Origin of the sequence: Rhodoligotrophos sp. CJ14, from assembly GCF_038811545.1 — a bacterium.
GTDB classification, from domain to species: domain Bacteria; phylum Pseudomonadota; class Alphaproteobacteria; order Rhizobiales; family Im1; genus Rhodoligotrophos; species Rhodoligotrophos ferricapiens.
In genome coordinates this window covers 3,148,145-3,162,528 of sequence record NZ_CP133319.1, presented here as the reverse complement: position 1 = coordinate 3,162,528, position 14,384 = coordinate 3,148,145, and the positions used below count along the sequence as shown (strand labels likewise).

The 14,384-nt window shown below is 63.0% G+C and carries 15 protein-coding genes; 6 read left to right on the top strand and 9 right to left on the bottom strand.

Annotation, left to right across the window (positions count from 1 at the left end; translation table 11 throughout):
• Nucleotides 1-182 precede the first annotated feature (182 nt).
• Nucleotides 183-2,354 carry a primosomal protein N' gene (locus tag RCF49_RS14705; protein ID WP_342640555.1) on the bottom strand — a complete coding sequence of 724 codons (2,172 nt, stop codon included), beginning with the start codon at nucleotides 2,352-2,354 and terminating at the stop codon, nucleotides 183-185.
• A gap of 129 nt (nucleotides 2,355-2,483) precedes the next feature.
• On the opposite strand from RCF49_RS14705, the gene RCF49_RS14700 reads away from it, so the two are divergent.
• The gene (locus RCF49_RS14700) at nucleotides 2,484-3,434 is read left to right on the top strand and encodes a tyrosine recombinase XerC (protein WP_342640554.1); all 951 of its coding nucleotides are present in this window, start codon (nucleotides 2,484-2,486) and stop codon (nucleotides 3,432-3,434) included.
• A 100-nt stretch (nucleotides 3,435-3,534) separates the two neighbouring features.
• On the top strand, nucleotides 3,535-3,702 hold the full coding sequence (locus RCF49_RS14695) for a hypothetical protein (protein WP_342640553.1): 168 nt from the start codon (nucleotides 3,535-3,537) through the stop codon (nucleotides 3,700-3,702).
• An 81-nt stretch (nucleotides 3,703-3,783) separates the two neighbouring features.
• On the opposite strand, the gene RCF49_RS14690 is transcribed toward RCF49_RS14695, so the two are convergent.
• Entirely contained in the window at nucleotides 3,784-4,449 is a 666-nt protein-coding gene (locus tag RCF49_RS14690) for an exopolysaccharide biosynthesis protein (protein ID WP_342640552.1), read from the bottom strand.
• Nucleotides 4,450-4,824: 375 nt separating this feature from the next.
• On the opposite strand from RCF49_RS14690, the gene RCF49_RS14685 reads away from it, so the two are divergent.
• Genes RCF49_RS14685 through arsB form a run of 4 tightly spaced genes read left to right on the top strand, consistent with a single transcriptional unit; the run spans nucleotide 4,825 to nucleotide 7,334 of the window.
• Nucleotides 4,825-5,427, top strand: coding sequence for an exopolysaccharide biosynthesis protein (locus tag RCF49_RS14685; RefSeq protein WP_342640551.1), 603 nt, complete (start codon nucleotides 4,825-4,827; stop codon nucleotides 5,425-5,427).
• A 52-nt stretch (nucleotides 5,428-5,479) separates the two neighbouring features.
• Nucleotides 5,480-5,839, top strand: a complete 360-nt coding sequence (locus RCF49_RS14680) for an ArsR/SmtB family transcription factor (protein WP_342640550.1) — start codon at nucleotides 5,480-5,482, stop codon at nucleotides 5,837-5,839.
• 3 nt (nucleotides 5,840-5,842) lie between these two features.
• Entirely contained in the window at nucleotides 5,843-6,271 is a 429-nt protein-coding gene (gene arsC, locus RCF49_RS14675) for an arsenate reductase (glutaredoxin) (protein WP_342640549.1), read from the top strand.
• A 7-nt stretch (nucleotides 6,272-6,278) separates the two neighbouring features.
• The gene (gene arsB, locus RCF49_RS14670) at nucleotides 6,279-7,334 is read left to right on the top strand and encodes an ACR3 family arsenite efflux transporter (RefSeq protein ID WP_342640548.1); all 1,056 of its coding nucleotides are present in this window, start codon (nucleotides 6,279-6,281) and stop codon (nucleotides 7,332-7,334) included.
• Here the strand turns inward: arsB and ligD are convergent.
• From ligD to RCF49_RS14635, 7 genes are read right to left on the bottom strand one after another with little or no spacing between them, the layout of a single operon-like run.
• Nucleotides 7,331-8,218: a non-homologous end-joining DNA ligase gene (gene ligD, locus RCF49_RS14665; RefSeq protein WP_342640547.1), complete on the bottom strand. Its 888-nt coding sequence runs from the start codon at nucleotides 8,216-8,218 to the stop codon at nucleotides 7,331-7,333. The two genes, arsB and ligD, sit on opposite strands and share 4 nt — an antisense overlap.
• Nucleotides 8,205-9,269: an ATP-dependent DNA ligase gene (locus RCF49_RS14660; RefSeq protein WP_342640546.1), complete on the bottom strand. Its 1,065-nt coding sequence runs from the start codon at nucleotides 9,267-9,269 to the stop codon at nucleotides 8,205-8,207. The genes ligD and RCF49_RS14660 overlap by 14 nt, the downstream gene beginning before the upstream one ends.
• On the bottom strand, nucleotides 9,266-10,510 hold the full coding sequence (locus tag RCF49_RS14655) for a phosphopentomutase (RefSeq protein WP_342640545.1): 1,245 nt from the start codon (nucleotides 10,508-10,510) through the stop codon (nucleotides 9,266-9,268). The genes RCF49_RS14660 and RCF49_RS14655 overlap by 4 nt, the downstream gene beginning before the upstream one ends.
• A gap of 27 nt (nucleotides 10,511-10,537) precedes the next feature.
• Nucleotides 10,538-11,455: a class I SAM-dependent DNA methyltransferase gene (locus RCF49_RS14650; RefSeq protein WP_342640544.1), complete on the bottom strand. Its 918-nt coding sequence runs from the start codon at nucleotides 11,453-11,455 to the stop codon at nucleotides 10,538-10,540.
• Nucleotides 11,442-12,458: a GNAT family N-acetyltransferase gene (locus RCF49_RS14645; protein WP_342640543.1), complete on the bottom strand. Its 1,017-nt coding sequence runs from the start codon at nucleotides 12,456-12,458 to the stop codon at nucleotides 11,442-11,444. The genes RCF49_RS14650 and RCF49_RS14645 overlap by 14 nt, the downstream gene beginning before the upstream one ends.
• On the bottom strand, nucleotides 12,455-13,519 hold the full coding sequence (locus tag RCF49_RS14640; RefSeq protein ID WP_342640542.1) for a glycosyltransferase: 1,065 nt from the start codon (nucleotides 13,517-13,519) through the stop codon (nucleotides 12,455-12,457). The genes RCF49_RS14645 and RCF49_RS14640 overlap by 4 nt, the downstream gene beginning before the upstream one ends.
• On the bottom strand, nucleotides 13,516-14,382 hold the full coding sequence (locus RCF49_RS14635) for a PIG-L deacetylase family protein (protein ID WP_342640541.1): 867 nt from the start codon (nucleotides 14,380-14,382) through the stop codon (nucleotides 13,516-13,518). Before RCF49_RS14635 ends, RCF49_RS14640 begins: the two co-directional genes overlap by 4 nt.
• Between the last annotated feature and the right edge of the window lie 2 nt (nucleotides 14,383-14,384).

Sequence of the window (14,384 nt, the reverse complement as noted above, 5' to 3'; positions counted from 1 at the left end):
GCCAACGGATTGATCTGACTTGCTGAATTCAGTGAGGAACAGGCGAGTAGCTGAACGTTCCCCCTAAACGGGCTCCATCTAACACAGGAAGTTCGCGCTGGCAACGCGGGCGAGGCGCCTGATTGTCGCAAAAATATGGCTTGGCAGGGGAAAAGCTCCTGATCCGCGATCGAGATATCCCCTTACAGGAAGCTATATGGGTCGATATCGATATCAATCCTGAGGGATCCACGGGCCTGAATGCCGCTCAGCCATGCGGCAATAAAGCCCTGGATGTTGAAGTCGCGCTCGGCCTGGACGAGGAAACGATAGCGGTAGCGGCCGCGCACCAAAGCGATTGGCGCAGGCGAGGGACCAAAGACCCGGCCGCCTTTTGCCTCGGGGATGTGCAAGCTGAGCTCGCGGGCGAAACGCTCGGTCTCGAGCTGGTCGCGGCCTGAAATGATGAGGGCCGCCAATCGCCCATAGGGCGGCATGCCGGCCTGCTCGCGCTGCTTCTTCTCCTGTTCGAGGAAAGAGGCGCGGTCACCGGACGCCAGGGCGCACATCAGCGGATGATCGGGCATATAGGTTTGGATGAAGGCGCGCCCCGGCAGGCTTTCACGGCCCGCCCGCCCAGCAACCTGCGAGAGCAGCTGATAGGTGCGCTCGGCGGCTCTAGGGTCGGCTCCCCCGAGCACGAGGTCGGCATCGATGACGCCAACCAAGGTGAGGCCGGGAAAGTGATGGCCTTTCGCCACCAGCTGCGTGCCGATGACAATATCATATCTGCGGTCGGCGATGTCTCGAAACACCTGGCGAAGCCCTGCTCCGCGCAGGAGATCGCTGGAGAGAATGGCCGTGCGTGCATCGGGAAACCGGTCGGCCACCTCTTCCGCGAGGCGCTCGATGCCTGGGCCACAGGGCACGAGCGTATTTTCCGCATTGCAGGATGGACAGACATGGGGCACCGGGGCGGCAAAGCCGCAATGGTGGCAGATGAGCTGACGGCGGAAGCGGTGCTCGACCAGCCAGGCCTCGCAATTCGGGCATTGCAGACGATGGCCACAGGCGCGGCACAGGGTGAGCGGTGCATAGCCTCGGCGGTTGAGGAACAGAAGGGCCTGCTCGCCCTCGTTCAGCGCTTTAACCACTTCGGCGACAAGCGGCTCCGACATCCAGCGGCCGCGTTCCAGGGGCGTTGTCCGCATGTCGATCAGATCAATGGTCGGCAGGCGAGCAGCGCCATGACGTGCGCTCAATGTCGCGTGGCGATAGCGACCGCGATCCACATTGACGAGGCTTTCGAGCGAAGGTGTCGCAGATGAAAGAATCACGGGGAAGCGGCCGAGGGAGCCATAGGCGACCGCCATGTCGCGGGCATGGTAGGTCACTCCCTCCTCCTGCTTGAAGGCCGCTTCATGCTCCTCATCCACAACGATGAGGCCGAGCCGGTCAAAGGGCAGGAATAGCGCTGAGCGTGCGCCGAGGATGATCTTGGCACTGCCATCGGCAACACCGCGCCACACACGCTCGCGTTCCGTGGATTTGAGGGCCGAGTGCCATTCTGCGGGCGGTGTGCCGAAGCGTTCCTCGAGCCGGCGGATGAAGCCAGCCGTGAGCGCGATTTCCGGCAAGAGCACGAGCACCTGGCGATCGGCAGCCAGAGCCGCCGCGATGGCCTCGCAATAGACCTCGGTCTTGCCCGACCCGGTGACGCCGTCGAGAAGTGTGACGGAAAAGGTGCGCTCTGCCACTGCCGCCCGTAGGGCTTGCGCCGCCGCAGCCTGTTCGCGCGACAAGCCGATATGCGGCTGAATCCGCGGTTGCTGAAAGGGACGGTCGGCGGGGAAGTGTTCCTGGACCAGCGCGCCTGCATCCACCAGGCCCTTGATCACGGCCGATGTTACCCCGGCAGCCTCCGCCAGCTCGCTTGCCCGCCAGACGAGGCCATCGGCAGCGATATCGAGGACACGCGCACGCTGCGGCGTCATGCGTTCGGGCTCGGCCCCGGTATAGCGATAGCCCATCCGCATGCGTGGATCGCCGAGCGCGGCCGGGACCCGCAGACACATGCGCAGAACGAGCCCCGGCGGTACGAGATTGTAGGACGCAACCCATTCGATGAAGCGCCGCTGCACCTCCTTCAATCGGGGCGCGTCATATTTCTCCCGGACCGGGCGAAGCTTAGGCCCCTCGCCTTCCGGCCGCGGCGGCCGTCCCACCGACCAGACCACACCGATCGTATCCCGGGGGCCCAGGGGGACACGCACATAGTCCCCCGGCGCGACATCCAAGCCCTTGGGCACCAGGTAGGAGTAAGGTCCGGGAAGCGCCAGCGGCAGCAGCACGTCGACCACCTGTTGAGCAGGCACGGTGCCGCTCTGGGCGAATCGCTGGAATGGACTGGCGTGCATGCTGGCCAAAGTGAGTGCAAGAGAGCGTTAAGGCAATGGCGGTAGGTCTGGATGTCTCGATGATACGAGATAGATGGGGCTTTCGATATGCTCGCGCCAGCCAGCATCCTCGCCGCACCAGATGCGGGACGGGAAATAGCAGAATGGCTGGATTATGTGCAGGCCGAGAAGCGTGCCGCGATCAAGACGGTCGAGGCGTATCGCCGAGATATCAAGCAGTTCATGAGCTTCCTCGCCCATCATCTCGGCGGTCCGGCGACATTGGGGGATCTGGGCAGCTTACGGGCCGCGGATTTCCGGGCCTTCCTTGCGGCACGGCGCCGGGATGGGGTGGAGAGCCGGAGCCTTGCTCGCCAGCTCTCGGCGATCCGCGGCCTCTATCGGTTCATGGAGCGCAAGGGAGTGTTGCACAATCCAGCGGTGGCAGCGATCCGCTCGCCCAAGATTCCGCATTCCGTGCCAAAGCCGCTGCCGGTCGAATCGGCCAGGCGTCTGGTCTCAGGCGAGGCGGATCGGGACGATGAGTCGCGGCTGCCTTGGGTGAAAGCGCGGGACGTAGCGATTCTCACATTGCTCTATGGCTGCGGCTTGCGCATTTCGGAGGCGCTGGGGCTCGCAAGGCGAGAAGCCCCCAAGCGAGGGCAAGACGTGCTCAGCATCACCGGCAAGGGCAACAAGACGCGCATCGTTCCGGTGTTGCCGGTCGTGCAGGAGGCGATTGCCACCTATCTCGCGCTGTGCCCCTATGCCGCGGCACCGGATGGCCCGCTTTTCGTGGGGGTGAAGGGCGCACGCCTCAACCCACGGATCGTACAGCGCCTGATCGAACACTTGCGCAGCGCTCTGGCGCTTCCAGAGACCGCAACACCACACGCCCTGCGCCATTCCTTTGCCACGCACCTGTTGAGCGCGGGGGCGGATCTGCGCTCCATCCAGGAGCTGCTGGGCCATGCGAGCCTTTCGACCACGCAGATCTACACGGAGGTCGATCGGGCGCAGCTGCTGAAACAATACGAGACCGCCCATCCCCGGGCCTGACGGGCATCTTCGTGCTCGCGCAAGCGTGAAGCCCAGTCCTTTTGTCCCGCATCTGCGCCCATGGTAGTCTAGACTTGTCCAGACAATATGGAGCGATGCAATGAAAGCGACCATTCTTGCCCTGGCATTTGCCGCATCCACCGTGGGTTTCACGGTCGGTGCACAGGCCTGCTCGAACTACAAGAGCGTTCAGTCCACGTCCGCGCCTATGACCGTTGCGGAAGTACCAGCACCGGCGCCGGCTCCGACCCCGTCGTCCAGCCAGTAAATACCAGTTTTCCAGTCTCAAGCCGGGCGCATTGCAGGATGCGCCCGGGCCGGCGGCGGCCGACACATCTGTGATGCGGCCTCAGTTGAAGACATTCGCGATCAGGAACAATGCGCTCTTGAGCAGAGCATAGGCGACGCCCGAAACGAGGGTTACCGCACCTGCGGCCGTTCCGAGCCCGATCAGGGTCCAAAGTCCGTCCCGTTCGAGGATGCCAAGAGACAACAGGCAGATGGCAAAGGCCGGCAGCATATTGCCGAGGGGGATCGGCAAGAAGAGGATCAAGGCGAGCAGGAAGCAGACCCCGCCGATCACATATTCAGCCGGCCGGCGAGCAAACATCCCCAATCTCGGCCGTAGCAGCCGCTCAGCCCGGGCCAACCAAGGCGTTGCCCGACTGATCAAGGCCGCAAAATCGCCCCGTGCCATTGACCGCGCCGCGATGATCTTTGGCAGCCAGGGCCGCTGACCGAGGGCAAGCTGTGCCGCCAGAAACACGAGCGGCAAGCCGAGAATGGCAGAGGTGCCGGGAGGCGTCGGCAAGACATTCGGCAGAGCAAAGATGAAGAGCAAGGCCGCGAGCGCCCGGTCTCGCATCATGGTGAGCAGATCACCGACGGAAATGCGCTCACGCGAGTGATCATTTGCGAGCTCGGTGAGGATCTCGGACAGGCTATGTTGGCGCTTTTTGATGGCAGGCTCAGCGCGAAGCAAACCGCCGGTGACTGGATCGTCTGATGAAGCCATATGAGGCCACTATTTTGAAGCGGTTAGGATCGCACAGCAGCCATGCACGGCCGTTGCGCAGACGGTTGTAGCGAGCATCTCACAGGCGGGTTGCAATCTTCCCAACGTGCATTGTTCAGATTTAACGACCTGCCCCACCAATCTGATCCCGCCTGCGATGCAATTGTGTAAGAAGACCCCGGCTTCAAGACCGGCACCATCCGGTGAAGAGTCGCATTATCCAATGCTCCCGCCGCAGGTCAGCGGCGCCCGCGCCCATCTCGGCATGCCAAATGCCCCTGATGTGAAGCTGATAACACACCTATGGACAACCTCCCGATAGTGATTTCTTAGCAAGCTATCGCAGAATCGAGAACGAATTGCGACGGAGGGAGAATGGAAGCCGGTACCATCAGGACCTCGGATCTGCTGCGAGGTCTTCTCGACCGCACCGAGACCGAAGAGATCACGGTCGCCGACATGCTGAAACCCGTGGGAACGCGTGCCCATGGACTGGGGCTGTTCCTCTTCGCTCTGCCGGAAGCGCTGCCCCTGCCGATCGCTGGAGTATCGGCCATATTGGGCATCCCCCTCATCATCCTCTCAGCGCATTTGCTGATTTTCGGATCTCGCCGCGAATTGCCGGGCAGCCTGTTACGTCGGAAATTGCCCGGAGGAATGATGCGGCTTGCCCTGTCAAAGGCAATTCCCATCCTGCAAAAGATCGAGCGTATCTCGCGACCGCGCTGGCAGCGATGGACGAGCATGGAACGGCTGCTCGGCCTCGTGTGCCTGATCCTCGCCATCGTGATCACCCTCCCCATTCCCTTCGGCAATCTCCCGCCGGCGATTTGCCTGGCTGCGATCTCCTTCGGTTTGCTGGCGCGCGATGGGGTGCTGGTCGTGATTGGCCTCGCGGGCTCGGTGGTGCTGCTGGGGAGCGTGGGATTGCTCGCTGATTTCTTGGTGGGTCTCTTCTACACCGAGCGCACAGCTTGAGCGGATCACTCCCTGCTTGACTTACTGCGATTATGTCCATAAGTCTAGAAATATGGATATGAACTCGGCCATATCGAGCTTCGCCGCACTCGCCCAATCCACCCGGCTCGAGGTCGTTCGGCTGCTCGTTCGACACGAGCCCGCGGGCTTACCGGCCGGGGAGATCGCGCGCTGCGTATCGGTGCCGCACAACACCATGTCGGCGCATCTGGCCATATTGGTGCGGGCCGGTCTTATCGAAGCGCGACGACAGAGCCGCTCGGTGATCTACCGCGCCAGGCTCGACAGCATCCGCGATCTCAGCAGCTATCTCGTCAAGGATTGCTGCGGAGGCAGGCCGGAGATCTGCGAGCCGCTCATCGTTGAGCTTGCCTCGTGCGGCGCCTCCTCGAATCCTCCATCAACGGCGTAGGACATGGATGTCATCATCTATCACAACCCAGCATGCGGCACCTCACGCAACACCCTCGGGCTTATCCGCAATGCCGGGATCGAGCCGCATGTCATCGATTATCTGAAGATGCCACCAAGCCGCACCCTGCTTACGCAATTGATCGAGAGAATGGGCATTCCTGTTCGCGCGCTGCTGAGGGAGAAGGGCACGCCCTATGGAGAGCTCGGGCTCGACAATCCGGCACTCGCCGACGAGCAATTGCTAGATGCGATGATGACGCATCCCATCCTGATCAACCGGCCCATCGTGGTCACGCCGATGGGCGTGAAGCTATGCCGTCCATCCGAAGTGGTGCTCGATATCCTGCCAGCGCCGCAGCAGGGGGAATTCCGCAAAGAGGATGGCGCGCTGGTGGTGGATGCGGCCGGCCGTCGGGCGTCCGGCAGCTAAGCGCCCCATGTCCTTCTTCGAACGCTGGCTGAGCCTCTGGGTCGCGCTGTCCATCATCGCGGGGGTCGGGCTGGGCCATATGGTGCCCGGCCTCTTTCACGGCCTGGGAGCCATGGAAGTCGCGCGGGTCAATCTTCCGGTCGCTGTCCTTGTCTGGCTGATGATCATTCCGATGCTGGTCAAGGTCGATTTCGCCGCGCTCGGGCAGGTGCGCCGGCACTGGCGTGGGATCGGCGTGACCCTGCTGGTGAATTGGGCGATAAAGCCCTTTTCCATGGCAGCGCTCGGCTGGTTCTTCGTGGGCTATCTGTTCCGGCCGTACCTGCCTGCCGATCAGATCGACAGCTATATCGCGGGCCTCATTATCTTGGCTGCCGCTCCTTGTACGGCCATGGTGTTCGTGTGGTCTAACCTGACCCGGGGCGAGCCGCATTTCACGCTCAGCCAGGTTGCGCTCAATGATGCGATCATGGTGTTCGCCTTCGCACCGATCGTGGGGGTGCTGCTCGGACTGTCCGCGATCACCGTGCCTTGGGAGACACTGGTGCTCTCCGTCGCGCTCTATATCGTCGTGCCAGTGATCATCGCGCAGCTCATCCGCCGCCATTGGCTGGCAACCAGCGGGGCTGCGGCGTTGCAAAACCTGCTTCAGAGGCTGCAACCATTATCGGTGACGGCGCTGCTTGCGACGCTCGTGCTGTTGTTCGGTTTTCAAGGCGAGCAGATCACAGCCCAGCCAATGGTCATTGCGCTCTTGGCCGTGCCGATCCTGATCCAGGTCTATCTCAATTCAGGCCTCGCCTATCTCTTGAACAGGATCTCCGGCGAGCAGCACTGCGTGGCCGGGCCCTCTGCTCTCATCGGCGCCTCCAACTTCTTCGAGCTGGCGGTTGCCGCAGCGATCAGCCTGTTCGGATTCCATTCGGGCGCCGCACTGGCAACGGTCGTGGGCGCACTCATCGAAGTGCCAGTCATGCTGTCGGTCGTCTGGATCGTAAACCGCTCGAAAGGCTGGTATGAGCGCGGCCGATCCGTGGCCAAGATCGCGGAGCAGCCGCGTTAGTTGATCGCGGGCAGGCGCTGGCGGATGGCCCCGATGTCCGCCCAGGGATCGGCGCCGAGGCGCTGCAGCCGCTCCGGAATGGTCGCGACTGTGAAGCGGCCGGGATCGAGGTCGGGTATGACCTCATCCCATGTCACCGGCGTTGAGACCGGCGCGTTGAGCCGTGATCTCGTGGAATAGGCGGCAACCGCCGTCGAAGTGGGATCATTGCGCAGATAATCGATGAAGATGCGGCCCTTGCGTTCGGCCTTGGAGATGCGCGGCAGGTAACGTTCCGGTGCTGCCTTGGACATGGACTCCGCCAAGCTGCGGGCGAAAGCCTTCACCTCGGCCCATTCGTGGCGGCGTTCGATGGGCACGACCACGTGCAGGCCCTTGCCGCCGGTCGTCTTCACCAAAGCCATAAGGCCAAGGCGCTCGAGTTCAGCCCGCACCTCGTGGGCAGCCTTGACCACATCGGCAAATCCTAGTCCCTCCCCCGGGTCGAGATCGAAGATCACCCGGTCGGGGCGATCGGGGCGGTCGATGCGCGAGCCCCAGGGGTGAATCTCAAGCACGCCCATCTGCACCAGAGCGATCAGCCCGCGCGCGTCATTGATGTAGAGATAGGCGCCAGCATCCTCGTGTCCGGCCACCGCGACCTCGCGGAGCTCGGCCGGCACGCCTGAGCCCGCATGCCGCTGGAAAAAGCACTTCTTCTGGCGGCCAGTTGGGCAGCGCACGAGGCTGATGGGCCGCTTCACCACATGGGGAAGCATGACATCGGCAACTTCCAGATAATAGTCGGCCAGTGCCCGCTTGGTGATGCCCTGCTCGGGGTAAAGCACCTTGTCGGGGCTGGTGAGCCTGACGCCGTCGATTGCGATTGCCTCACTTGCTGCCATTGCAAGCCCCCAGCATCTTGCCGACCAGGGCTGCGGGCCTGGCTTCGGCTTGCAGCTGGTCGAACGTGCACTGGCGTGGCGCCTTGTCGGCCCGCCAGCGCAATAGCTTCGTGCCATGCCTGAACCGATTGCCGGTGACGTGGTCGTAGCGCACCTCGACCACCAGCTCAGGCTTGAGCGGCTGCCATTCGGTCGAACGCTCCGTGCTCCAACGGCTTGGGCCGCCTGGTGCATCGCCGGTAAAGCCGGGTGGCGCGATCAGCGCCTCCAAGCGCTTGGTCAGGGCCGGCCGTTCGGCGGCGGGGATGGTCGAGGTGAAGCCGACGTGATTGAGCTTGCCTGAACTATCGTAAAGGCCGAGCAACAGTGAGCCGACCACCTTGCTGTTCTGTCCATAGCGGAAGCCGCCCACCACGCAATCGGCGCTGCGCAGGCGCTTGACCTTGAGCATAGTGCGCTCGCCCGCCTCGTAGGGTGCATCGAGGCGCTTTGCCACGACGCCGTCGAGCGCGCCACCTGCATGGTCCAGCCACCCCTGTGCAACACGTACATCGCGGGTGAACGGGGACAGTCTCAAGCCCAACTGGCCGCCGACAGACCGGAAGAAATCCTCAAGCACCACGCGGCGGGCTTCCAGCGGTTCCTCCATGGCGGTATGCCCGGCGCCTCCCATCAGGATGTCGAACAGAATATAAATCGCAGGCGTCTCGACAGAGAGCTTACGGATGCGGCTTTCAGCCGGGTGCAGCCGCATCTGCAAGGCATCGAAGGAGAGGCTATCGCCCAGAGGGATCGCAAGCTCACCATCGAGGACGAACTGCCGAACCGGGAGCTCTTTCAGCATGCCCACTACTTCCGGGAAGAAGCGTCCGAGCGGCTTGCCCGATTTCGCACGAAGATCAACCTCACCGCCGGAGCGAAAGGCAAGGCAACGAAAGCCATCCCATTTGGGCTCGAACTGCCAGCCCGGCTCGTCCGGCAAGGCATCAACAGAGGCCGCTTCCATGGGCGGCGTGCTGATCGCTACCGGCAGCTCGTCAAGGCTGCTCATTGCAGATGGTCCGGTGCGAGCATGCCTGCCGGCTTGCCTGCATTCGGCTTAGGCAGATCGAGGTGATGAGAAATGGCTGCCGCAATATCAGCGAAGGTATCGCGCCGGCCCAGATTGCCGCCCGCAATATCGTGGCTATAGAGCAGGATGGGCGTGACTTCGCGTGTATGGTCGGTGCCGCGCCAAGTGGGATCGCAACCATGATCAGCGGTAATGATCAGGAGATCGCCGGTCTTGAGACGGCCGATCAGCTCCGGCAGCCGCCGATCGAAAGCCTCGAGTGCTGCCGCATAGCCCGGCAGGTCGCGGCGATGGCCATAGACCGTGTCGAAATCCACGAAGTTCGTGAACAGCAATCCGCCATCGGCAAGCGTATCGAGCCCTTCGAGAGTGCGATCAAAGAGGGCGGTATTGCCGCTGGCCTTCAAGATGCGGCCGGTGCCGGAATGGGCAAAGATATCGCCGATCTTGCCGACCGAGATCACCTCGCGCTGCTCACCAGTCGCGATGTCGAGCAGGGTCGGCACAGGGGGCTTTACCGCATAGTCCCGCCGATTGGCCGTCCGTTCGAAATTATGCCGCGATGAGCCGATGAACGGCCGCGCGATCACTCGGCCAATGCCAAGCGCCTCAGTAAGGGGCTGAGCGACCTCGCAAACCCGATACAGCCGTTCGAGCCCAAAGCCTACTTCATGGGCCGCGATCTGGAACACGCTATCAGCGGAGGTGTAGCAGATCGGCTTTCCCGTCCGCATATGCTCTTCGCCAAGCTCGGCGATGATCGCGGTGCCCGAGGCATGGCAATCACCGAGAATGCCGGGCAGCTCGGCGCGCTTGCAGAGTTCCGCGACCAGCTCTGGGGGAAAGCAGGGCGATGTGCGCGGGAAATAGCCCCAGTCGAAGGGAACCGGCACGCCCGCAATTTCCCAATGGCCGGACGGCGTGTCCTTGCCTTTCGATCGTTCAATGCCAACACCATAACGGGCGCGTGGTTTGCGGCTGATCGAAAGGCCCGGCGGGCAGACTCCCGTCGCAGTGGCACAGGCGTGACCCAGCCCCAAGGCGTCCAGATTTGGCAGCGCGATCGGCCCTTCCCGCTCGCCCGCGAGATTGCCCGCTCCATTGGCGCAGCCCTCGGCAATATGGCCGATCGTGTTGGAGCCAGCGTCGCCATAGGCGGCCGCATCGGGGGCTGATCCGATGCCTACAGAGTCGAGGACGAGGATGATGGCGCGGGGCATGGGCCCTCCATTCGGCTGACCGGGAGATCAACGTTCGCCCGTCGCGGAACGTTCCTCGCAAGCTGGCCGCTGAAGCCAGTAAGCAATGCCATCCCACAACCGAAAAGGGCGCTCGCCAGCGCGGATCATTGCGAGATTATTCGCGCGAGCAAGGCTTTCGAGCTCTGCAAGATCATGGGCGTCATCACCGCGATAGGAATAGTTGAAGATGACAAACGAGCCGCCCGGATTCAGAACGCGCGCCACATCGGCCATGTAGCACGCTGGCAGATCCGATTTGGCCGTCACGATATAGGGGAAGCTATCGATTCCCAGGACGAGATCGAACTGCTGGTCGGCGAGCATCGGAAGGCCCGTTCCATACCCCTCGATGACGGCAACTTCATCGAGGTCCGCACAGCGCCGGCGTGCCTCCGCCACCATACGCGGCGAGATGTCTAGACCTGTGATGCTGGCCACCTCGGCAGCGAGCGGGCGCAGAAAGCGGCCGATGCCACAGCCAATCTCGAGCACGTGTCGATCACGGCCGAGAAGACCCCAATCTCTCAGCACGCGAACGACCTCGTCGGTCGCTTCCGCCAAAATGTCGGCGCGACCGAGGGAGTAGAGCGCAACGCTCGCCTCGGGCGATATGGCAGCGGCCTCATCGAAGGCGCTGGCCCAGCCATTGCCAGCCTGTCCCGCGGCCTGGACCGCCTTGACCGTCTGAAAGGCAGCGGGCGTATCATCCCACAAGGCGAATGCGGCGGCAAGATTCGACCGCCCTGCCGCCGACCACTGTGCATCGGACAAGGCGTCGTTCAAGACGGCTCTGGCCTCATTGGGCGAGTTGGCCCATAGGAAAAGCTGCATGAGCAACAGGTTTGGCCCGATTATGCCTTCGGCGCATTCTGCAAGCGCCTTCTGGAACTGCGGGCTGAGAGATTGAGGCTCAGGCGAGGGCATCAGCAGCAACCCGCCGGAGCACGCGTCGAACCGTCCATTGCTCGGTTGCGCCCCATTCGAACTTGTAAGCCTCATCCCCCCTCAAGAAATGGAAGTGCTGGGCTCCCTCGCGCACTGCTTCCTCGATCGCATGGCCGATCAAAAGGGTGCCAGGGCTTTCGAACGAACAATCGCAGTTGAACCCACCGAGATAGGCATAGGCCTCAGTGCCGCTGAGGAAGCCGTAATAGATGCCGGCCGTCTGGCCTTCGAGGGTCAAACGATAGATCCGGGCAATGCCTGCGTCGTTGAGCCGAGCCATTGTGGTCCGATGGAACGCTCTCGCACGCGGATCGGCCAGCACGCCCGTTTCCCCGTCATGGTGCCAGCGCGCACGATGAAACTTGAACAGTGCGGTGAAGGCCTCATCCACATCGCCTGTCGTGACCCGCTCGATCGCGAAGCTGCTTCGGCGGCCGGCCCGGTTTCTGGCCATGCGCAGCTTGCGCCTCTTGCGGCTGGGGATCACTTCGCTAAGGCCGTCAATCGTGCGCGGCAGGGTCAGCATGGGGCAGATGCTTTGAGGCGCCTGCTCGTCAGCCAAAGCAGGAGGACAGGTCAGGCGGAGAGCCGAGGCTTCAGCCGAAAGTTCCGGCAGCTCCCACTCGCTCCAGGGCAAATCGGCCCTCAGCAGATGGGCGATCAGCGCCTCACCAGCCGCATCGGCGTAATCGGGATGAAGCAGCAGATCGAGATAGTCGCTGACCGAGATGCCCAGAGGCAGTATGCGCTCGCCAAGCTTGCCCACCTCGCGATAGAGGGGCGCCATGCCGACAAGCCGGCCCTCGCGCCAGGCAGAAATCACGAAGAGATCACCCGGGGCAAACACCTCCCACCAGGCAATCAGCCAGGCAGGATGCTGAAAGGGCATGGCACCTGGCACCCGCTGCCAAAGCGCCTGCCATTCCTGCGCGAGCGAGGTGAGATCATCAAGGTTGCGATGGCCGACCGTCAGAAGGTTCATGGCCGCACCCCCATTATTCTGCGTCGCGCTCCTGCCGCAAGCTGCTGATAGAGATCAAGATAGCGACCCGTCATCTGGTCGACGGAGAATCGCGTTTTCGCGATTTGCCGACAGAGATGCGGATCGATCGCATCGGCGGCGGCGATCGCCTCCGCCATTTCGGTCACATCCTCCACCAGAAAGCCGGTCGCGCCATGCTCGATGGTTTCAACAAGGGCCCCGGTTGCCATGGCGATCACCGGGGTTCCGGCCGCAAGCGCTTCACGGGCCACCAGCGAACTCGTCTCGGCCACAAGTGAGGGGATCAGCACGCAGCGAGCGGATGCAAGCAGCCGCTGCTTCTGCTCGAAGCCGACCGGGCCGATGAAGCGGCGCCTATGGTCGAGGCGAGGGGCAATCTCCTCCTCGAAATATTGGCGGTGATCGGGGTAATCATAGACGTAGCCTGCGATCAGCAGCGAAATATCCGCGCTTTTGGCGGCGTCAATGGCGAGATGAATGCCCTTTTCCGGGCAGATACGGGACAAAACCAGGCAGAAGCCGCTCTTTGGGGCGGGATCGGCGGCTTCGGGTATAGGCACGCCATTCTCGATCGGTGGCAGGAAGCCGGCAAGGCGCGGTGCGTCCTCGTGCTGGCGGCGGGATACGCAATTGAACCAGAGATTGGGGCGATCCGGCCTCAGTACCTCGGACGGATACCACGAGATCGGCAGATGCAGCGTTACGAGGACCGGCATGGGAGCCTCGGGCAGATATTCGTAAAAATCGAGCCCGTGCACATGGATGAGGTCAACCGGCCAGCGGTCGAGCGCGCGGGAAATTGCCGCGCGGTGCTGCACATGCGCCTGCGCCCTCGCCTGGTCATCCGCCGGGTCCGAGACCTCCGGAACGGGAACGAGCCGACCGGAGACACGTGATCCCTCGCAGGCGACCACGATCGATTGCCAGCCGGCCTGGCTTAACGCGGCATCGATATGGCTCATCACCTGTTCAGTTCCGCCGACTGCATCCCGGCTTACCCGCGCAAACGGATATGCGACGCTGAGCACAGTGAGGGTCATGGGGCGAGCTCCCTCAGGCCGAGCTCGGCCATGGCCTTATGGGTCAGCTCGAGCCAGCGCGCACCGTTGAGGCCCCAGTCACGGCCCTCATAGAGCAGGCGACCGTTGTTCGGCAGCGCCCGAAAATCATAAATGTCAGACGCGCGGAACCGCTCCTCCTCGCAGGGAAACTCCGCAAGCATTCTCGCCTGGGTGCGGTGTGCTGCAACCATACGTGATTTCACGGCGCGAGCGTCATCATCGAGCGCGATGGTCAGCCCCTCGCGACCATCCGGAAAACGCTGGACGAGCATGCCGTCATCGCCGAGGTGATAGAGCGGCACCTCGATCAGGTGCAAAGGCATTCCGCGCCGGCGCATCAGGGCTACGGCCGCATGAGCGGCAAAGGCCGTGGCATCGTGATCGGGATGGCCGCCTTCATAGCAATGGGTAATGGCGAGCGATATGCCGCGTTCGGCAAGGATGTCTGCGAGCTGCCGTGACAGCGGTACCAGGGATAGGGCTGCCTGCTGATCGGGAATGCCGAGCCTGACCACCGCGGCACTGTCGACCCCAGCCACGGCCAGCGCCTGTGCAAGCTCCTCGGCGCGAGCGGCGGCATAGGCCTCCGCCGAGGCGAAGCCATGGGCCCGTGCTCCGGACTCCTTGCGTGGCGCCCCGTCGGTCGCCACGATGACGGTCACCCCCCGCAGCCGGCCCAAGAGGGCACCGCACCCTATGGTCTCATCATCAGGATGCGCAGCGATCACCGCAACGTGCCGGGCGTCGATCGCGGAATTGTCGGCTGCAATACGCGCGAGGAAATCGGACGCAGTCTCTTGACCGGTTTCGAGAGGAGCCGAACGTGCCGCGCCCGATGTCATTG

What these genes read in the sequence shown, in the direction of transcription:
- RCF49_RS14700 (WP_342640554.1), top strand. Translation starts at nt 2,484, where the DNA reads ATGCTCGCGCCAGCCAGCATCCTCGCCGCACCAGATGCGGGACGGGAA.
- RCF49_RS14695 (WP_342640553.1), top strand. Translation starts at nt 3,535, where the DNA reads ATGAAAGCGACCATTCTTGCCCTGGCATTTGCCGCATCCACCGTGGGT.
- RCF49_RS14690 (WP_342640552.1), bottom strand. Translation starts at nt 4,449, where the DNA reads ATGGCTTCATCAGACGATCCAGTCACCGGCGGTTTGCTTCGCGCTGAG.
- RCF49_RS14685 (WP_342640551.1), top strand. Translation starts at nt 4,825, where the DNA reads ATGGAAGCCGGTACCATCAGGACCTCGGATCTGCTGCGAGGTCTTCTC.
- RCF49_RS14680 (WP_342640550.1), top strand. Translation starts at nt 5,480, where the DNA reads ATGGATATGAACTCGGCCATATCGAGCTTCGCCGCACTCGCCCAATCC.
- arsC (WP_342640549.1), top strand. Translation starts at nt 5,843, where the DNA reads ATGGATGTCATCATCTATCACAACCCAGCATGCGGCACCTCACGCAAC.
- arsB (WP_342640548.1), top strand. Translation starts at nt 6,279, where the DNA reads ATGTCCTTCTTCGAACGCTGGCTGAGCCTCTGGGTCGCGCTGTCCATC.
- ligD (WP_342640547.1), bottom strand. Translation starts at nt 8,218, where the DNA reads ATGGCAGCAAGTGAGGCAATCGCAATCGACGGCGTCAGGCTCACCAGC.
- RCF49_RS14660 (WP_342640546.1), bottom strand. Translation starts at nt 9,269, where the DNA reads ATGAGCAGCCTTGACGAGCTGCCGGTAGCGATCAGCACGCCGCCCATG.
- RCF49_RS14655 (WP_342640545.1), bottom strand. Translation starts at nt 10,510, where the DNA reads ATGCCCCGCGCCATCATCCTCGTCCTCGACTCTGTAGGCATCGGATCA.
- RCF49_RS14650 (WP_342640544.1), bottom strand. Translation starts at nt 11,455, where the DNA reads ATGCCCTCGCCTGAGCCTCAATCTCTCAGCCCGCAGTTCCAGAAGGCG.
- RCF49_RS14645 (WP_342640543.1), bottom strand. Translation starts at nt 12,458, where the DNA reads ATGAACCTTCTGACGGTCGGCCATCGCAACCTTGATGATCTCACCTCG.
- RCF49_RS14640 (WP_342640542.1), bottom strand. Translation starts at nt 13,519, where the DNA reads ATGACCCTCACTGTGCTCAGCGTCGCATATCCGTTTGCGCGGGTAAGC.
- RCF49_RS14635 (WP_342640541.1), bottom strand. Translation starts at nt 14,382, where the DNA reads ATGACATCGGGCGCGGCACGTTCGGCTCCTCTCGAAACCGGTCAAGAG.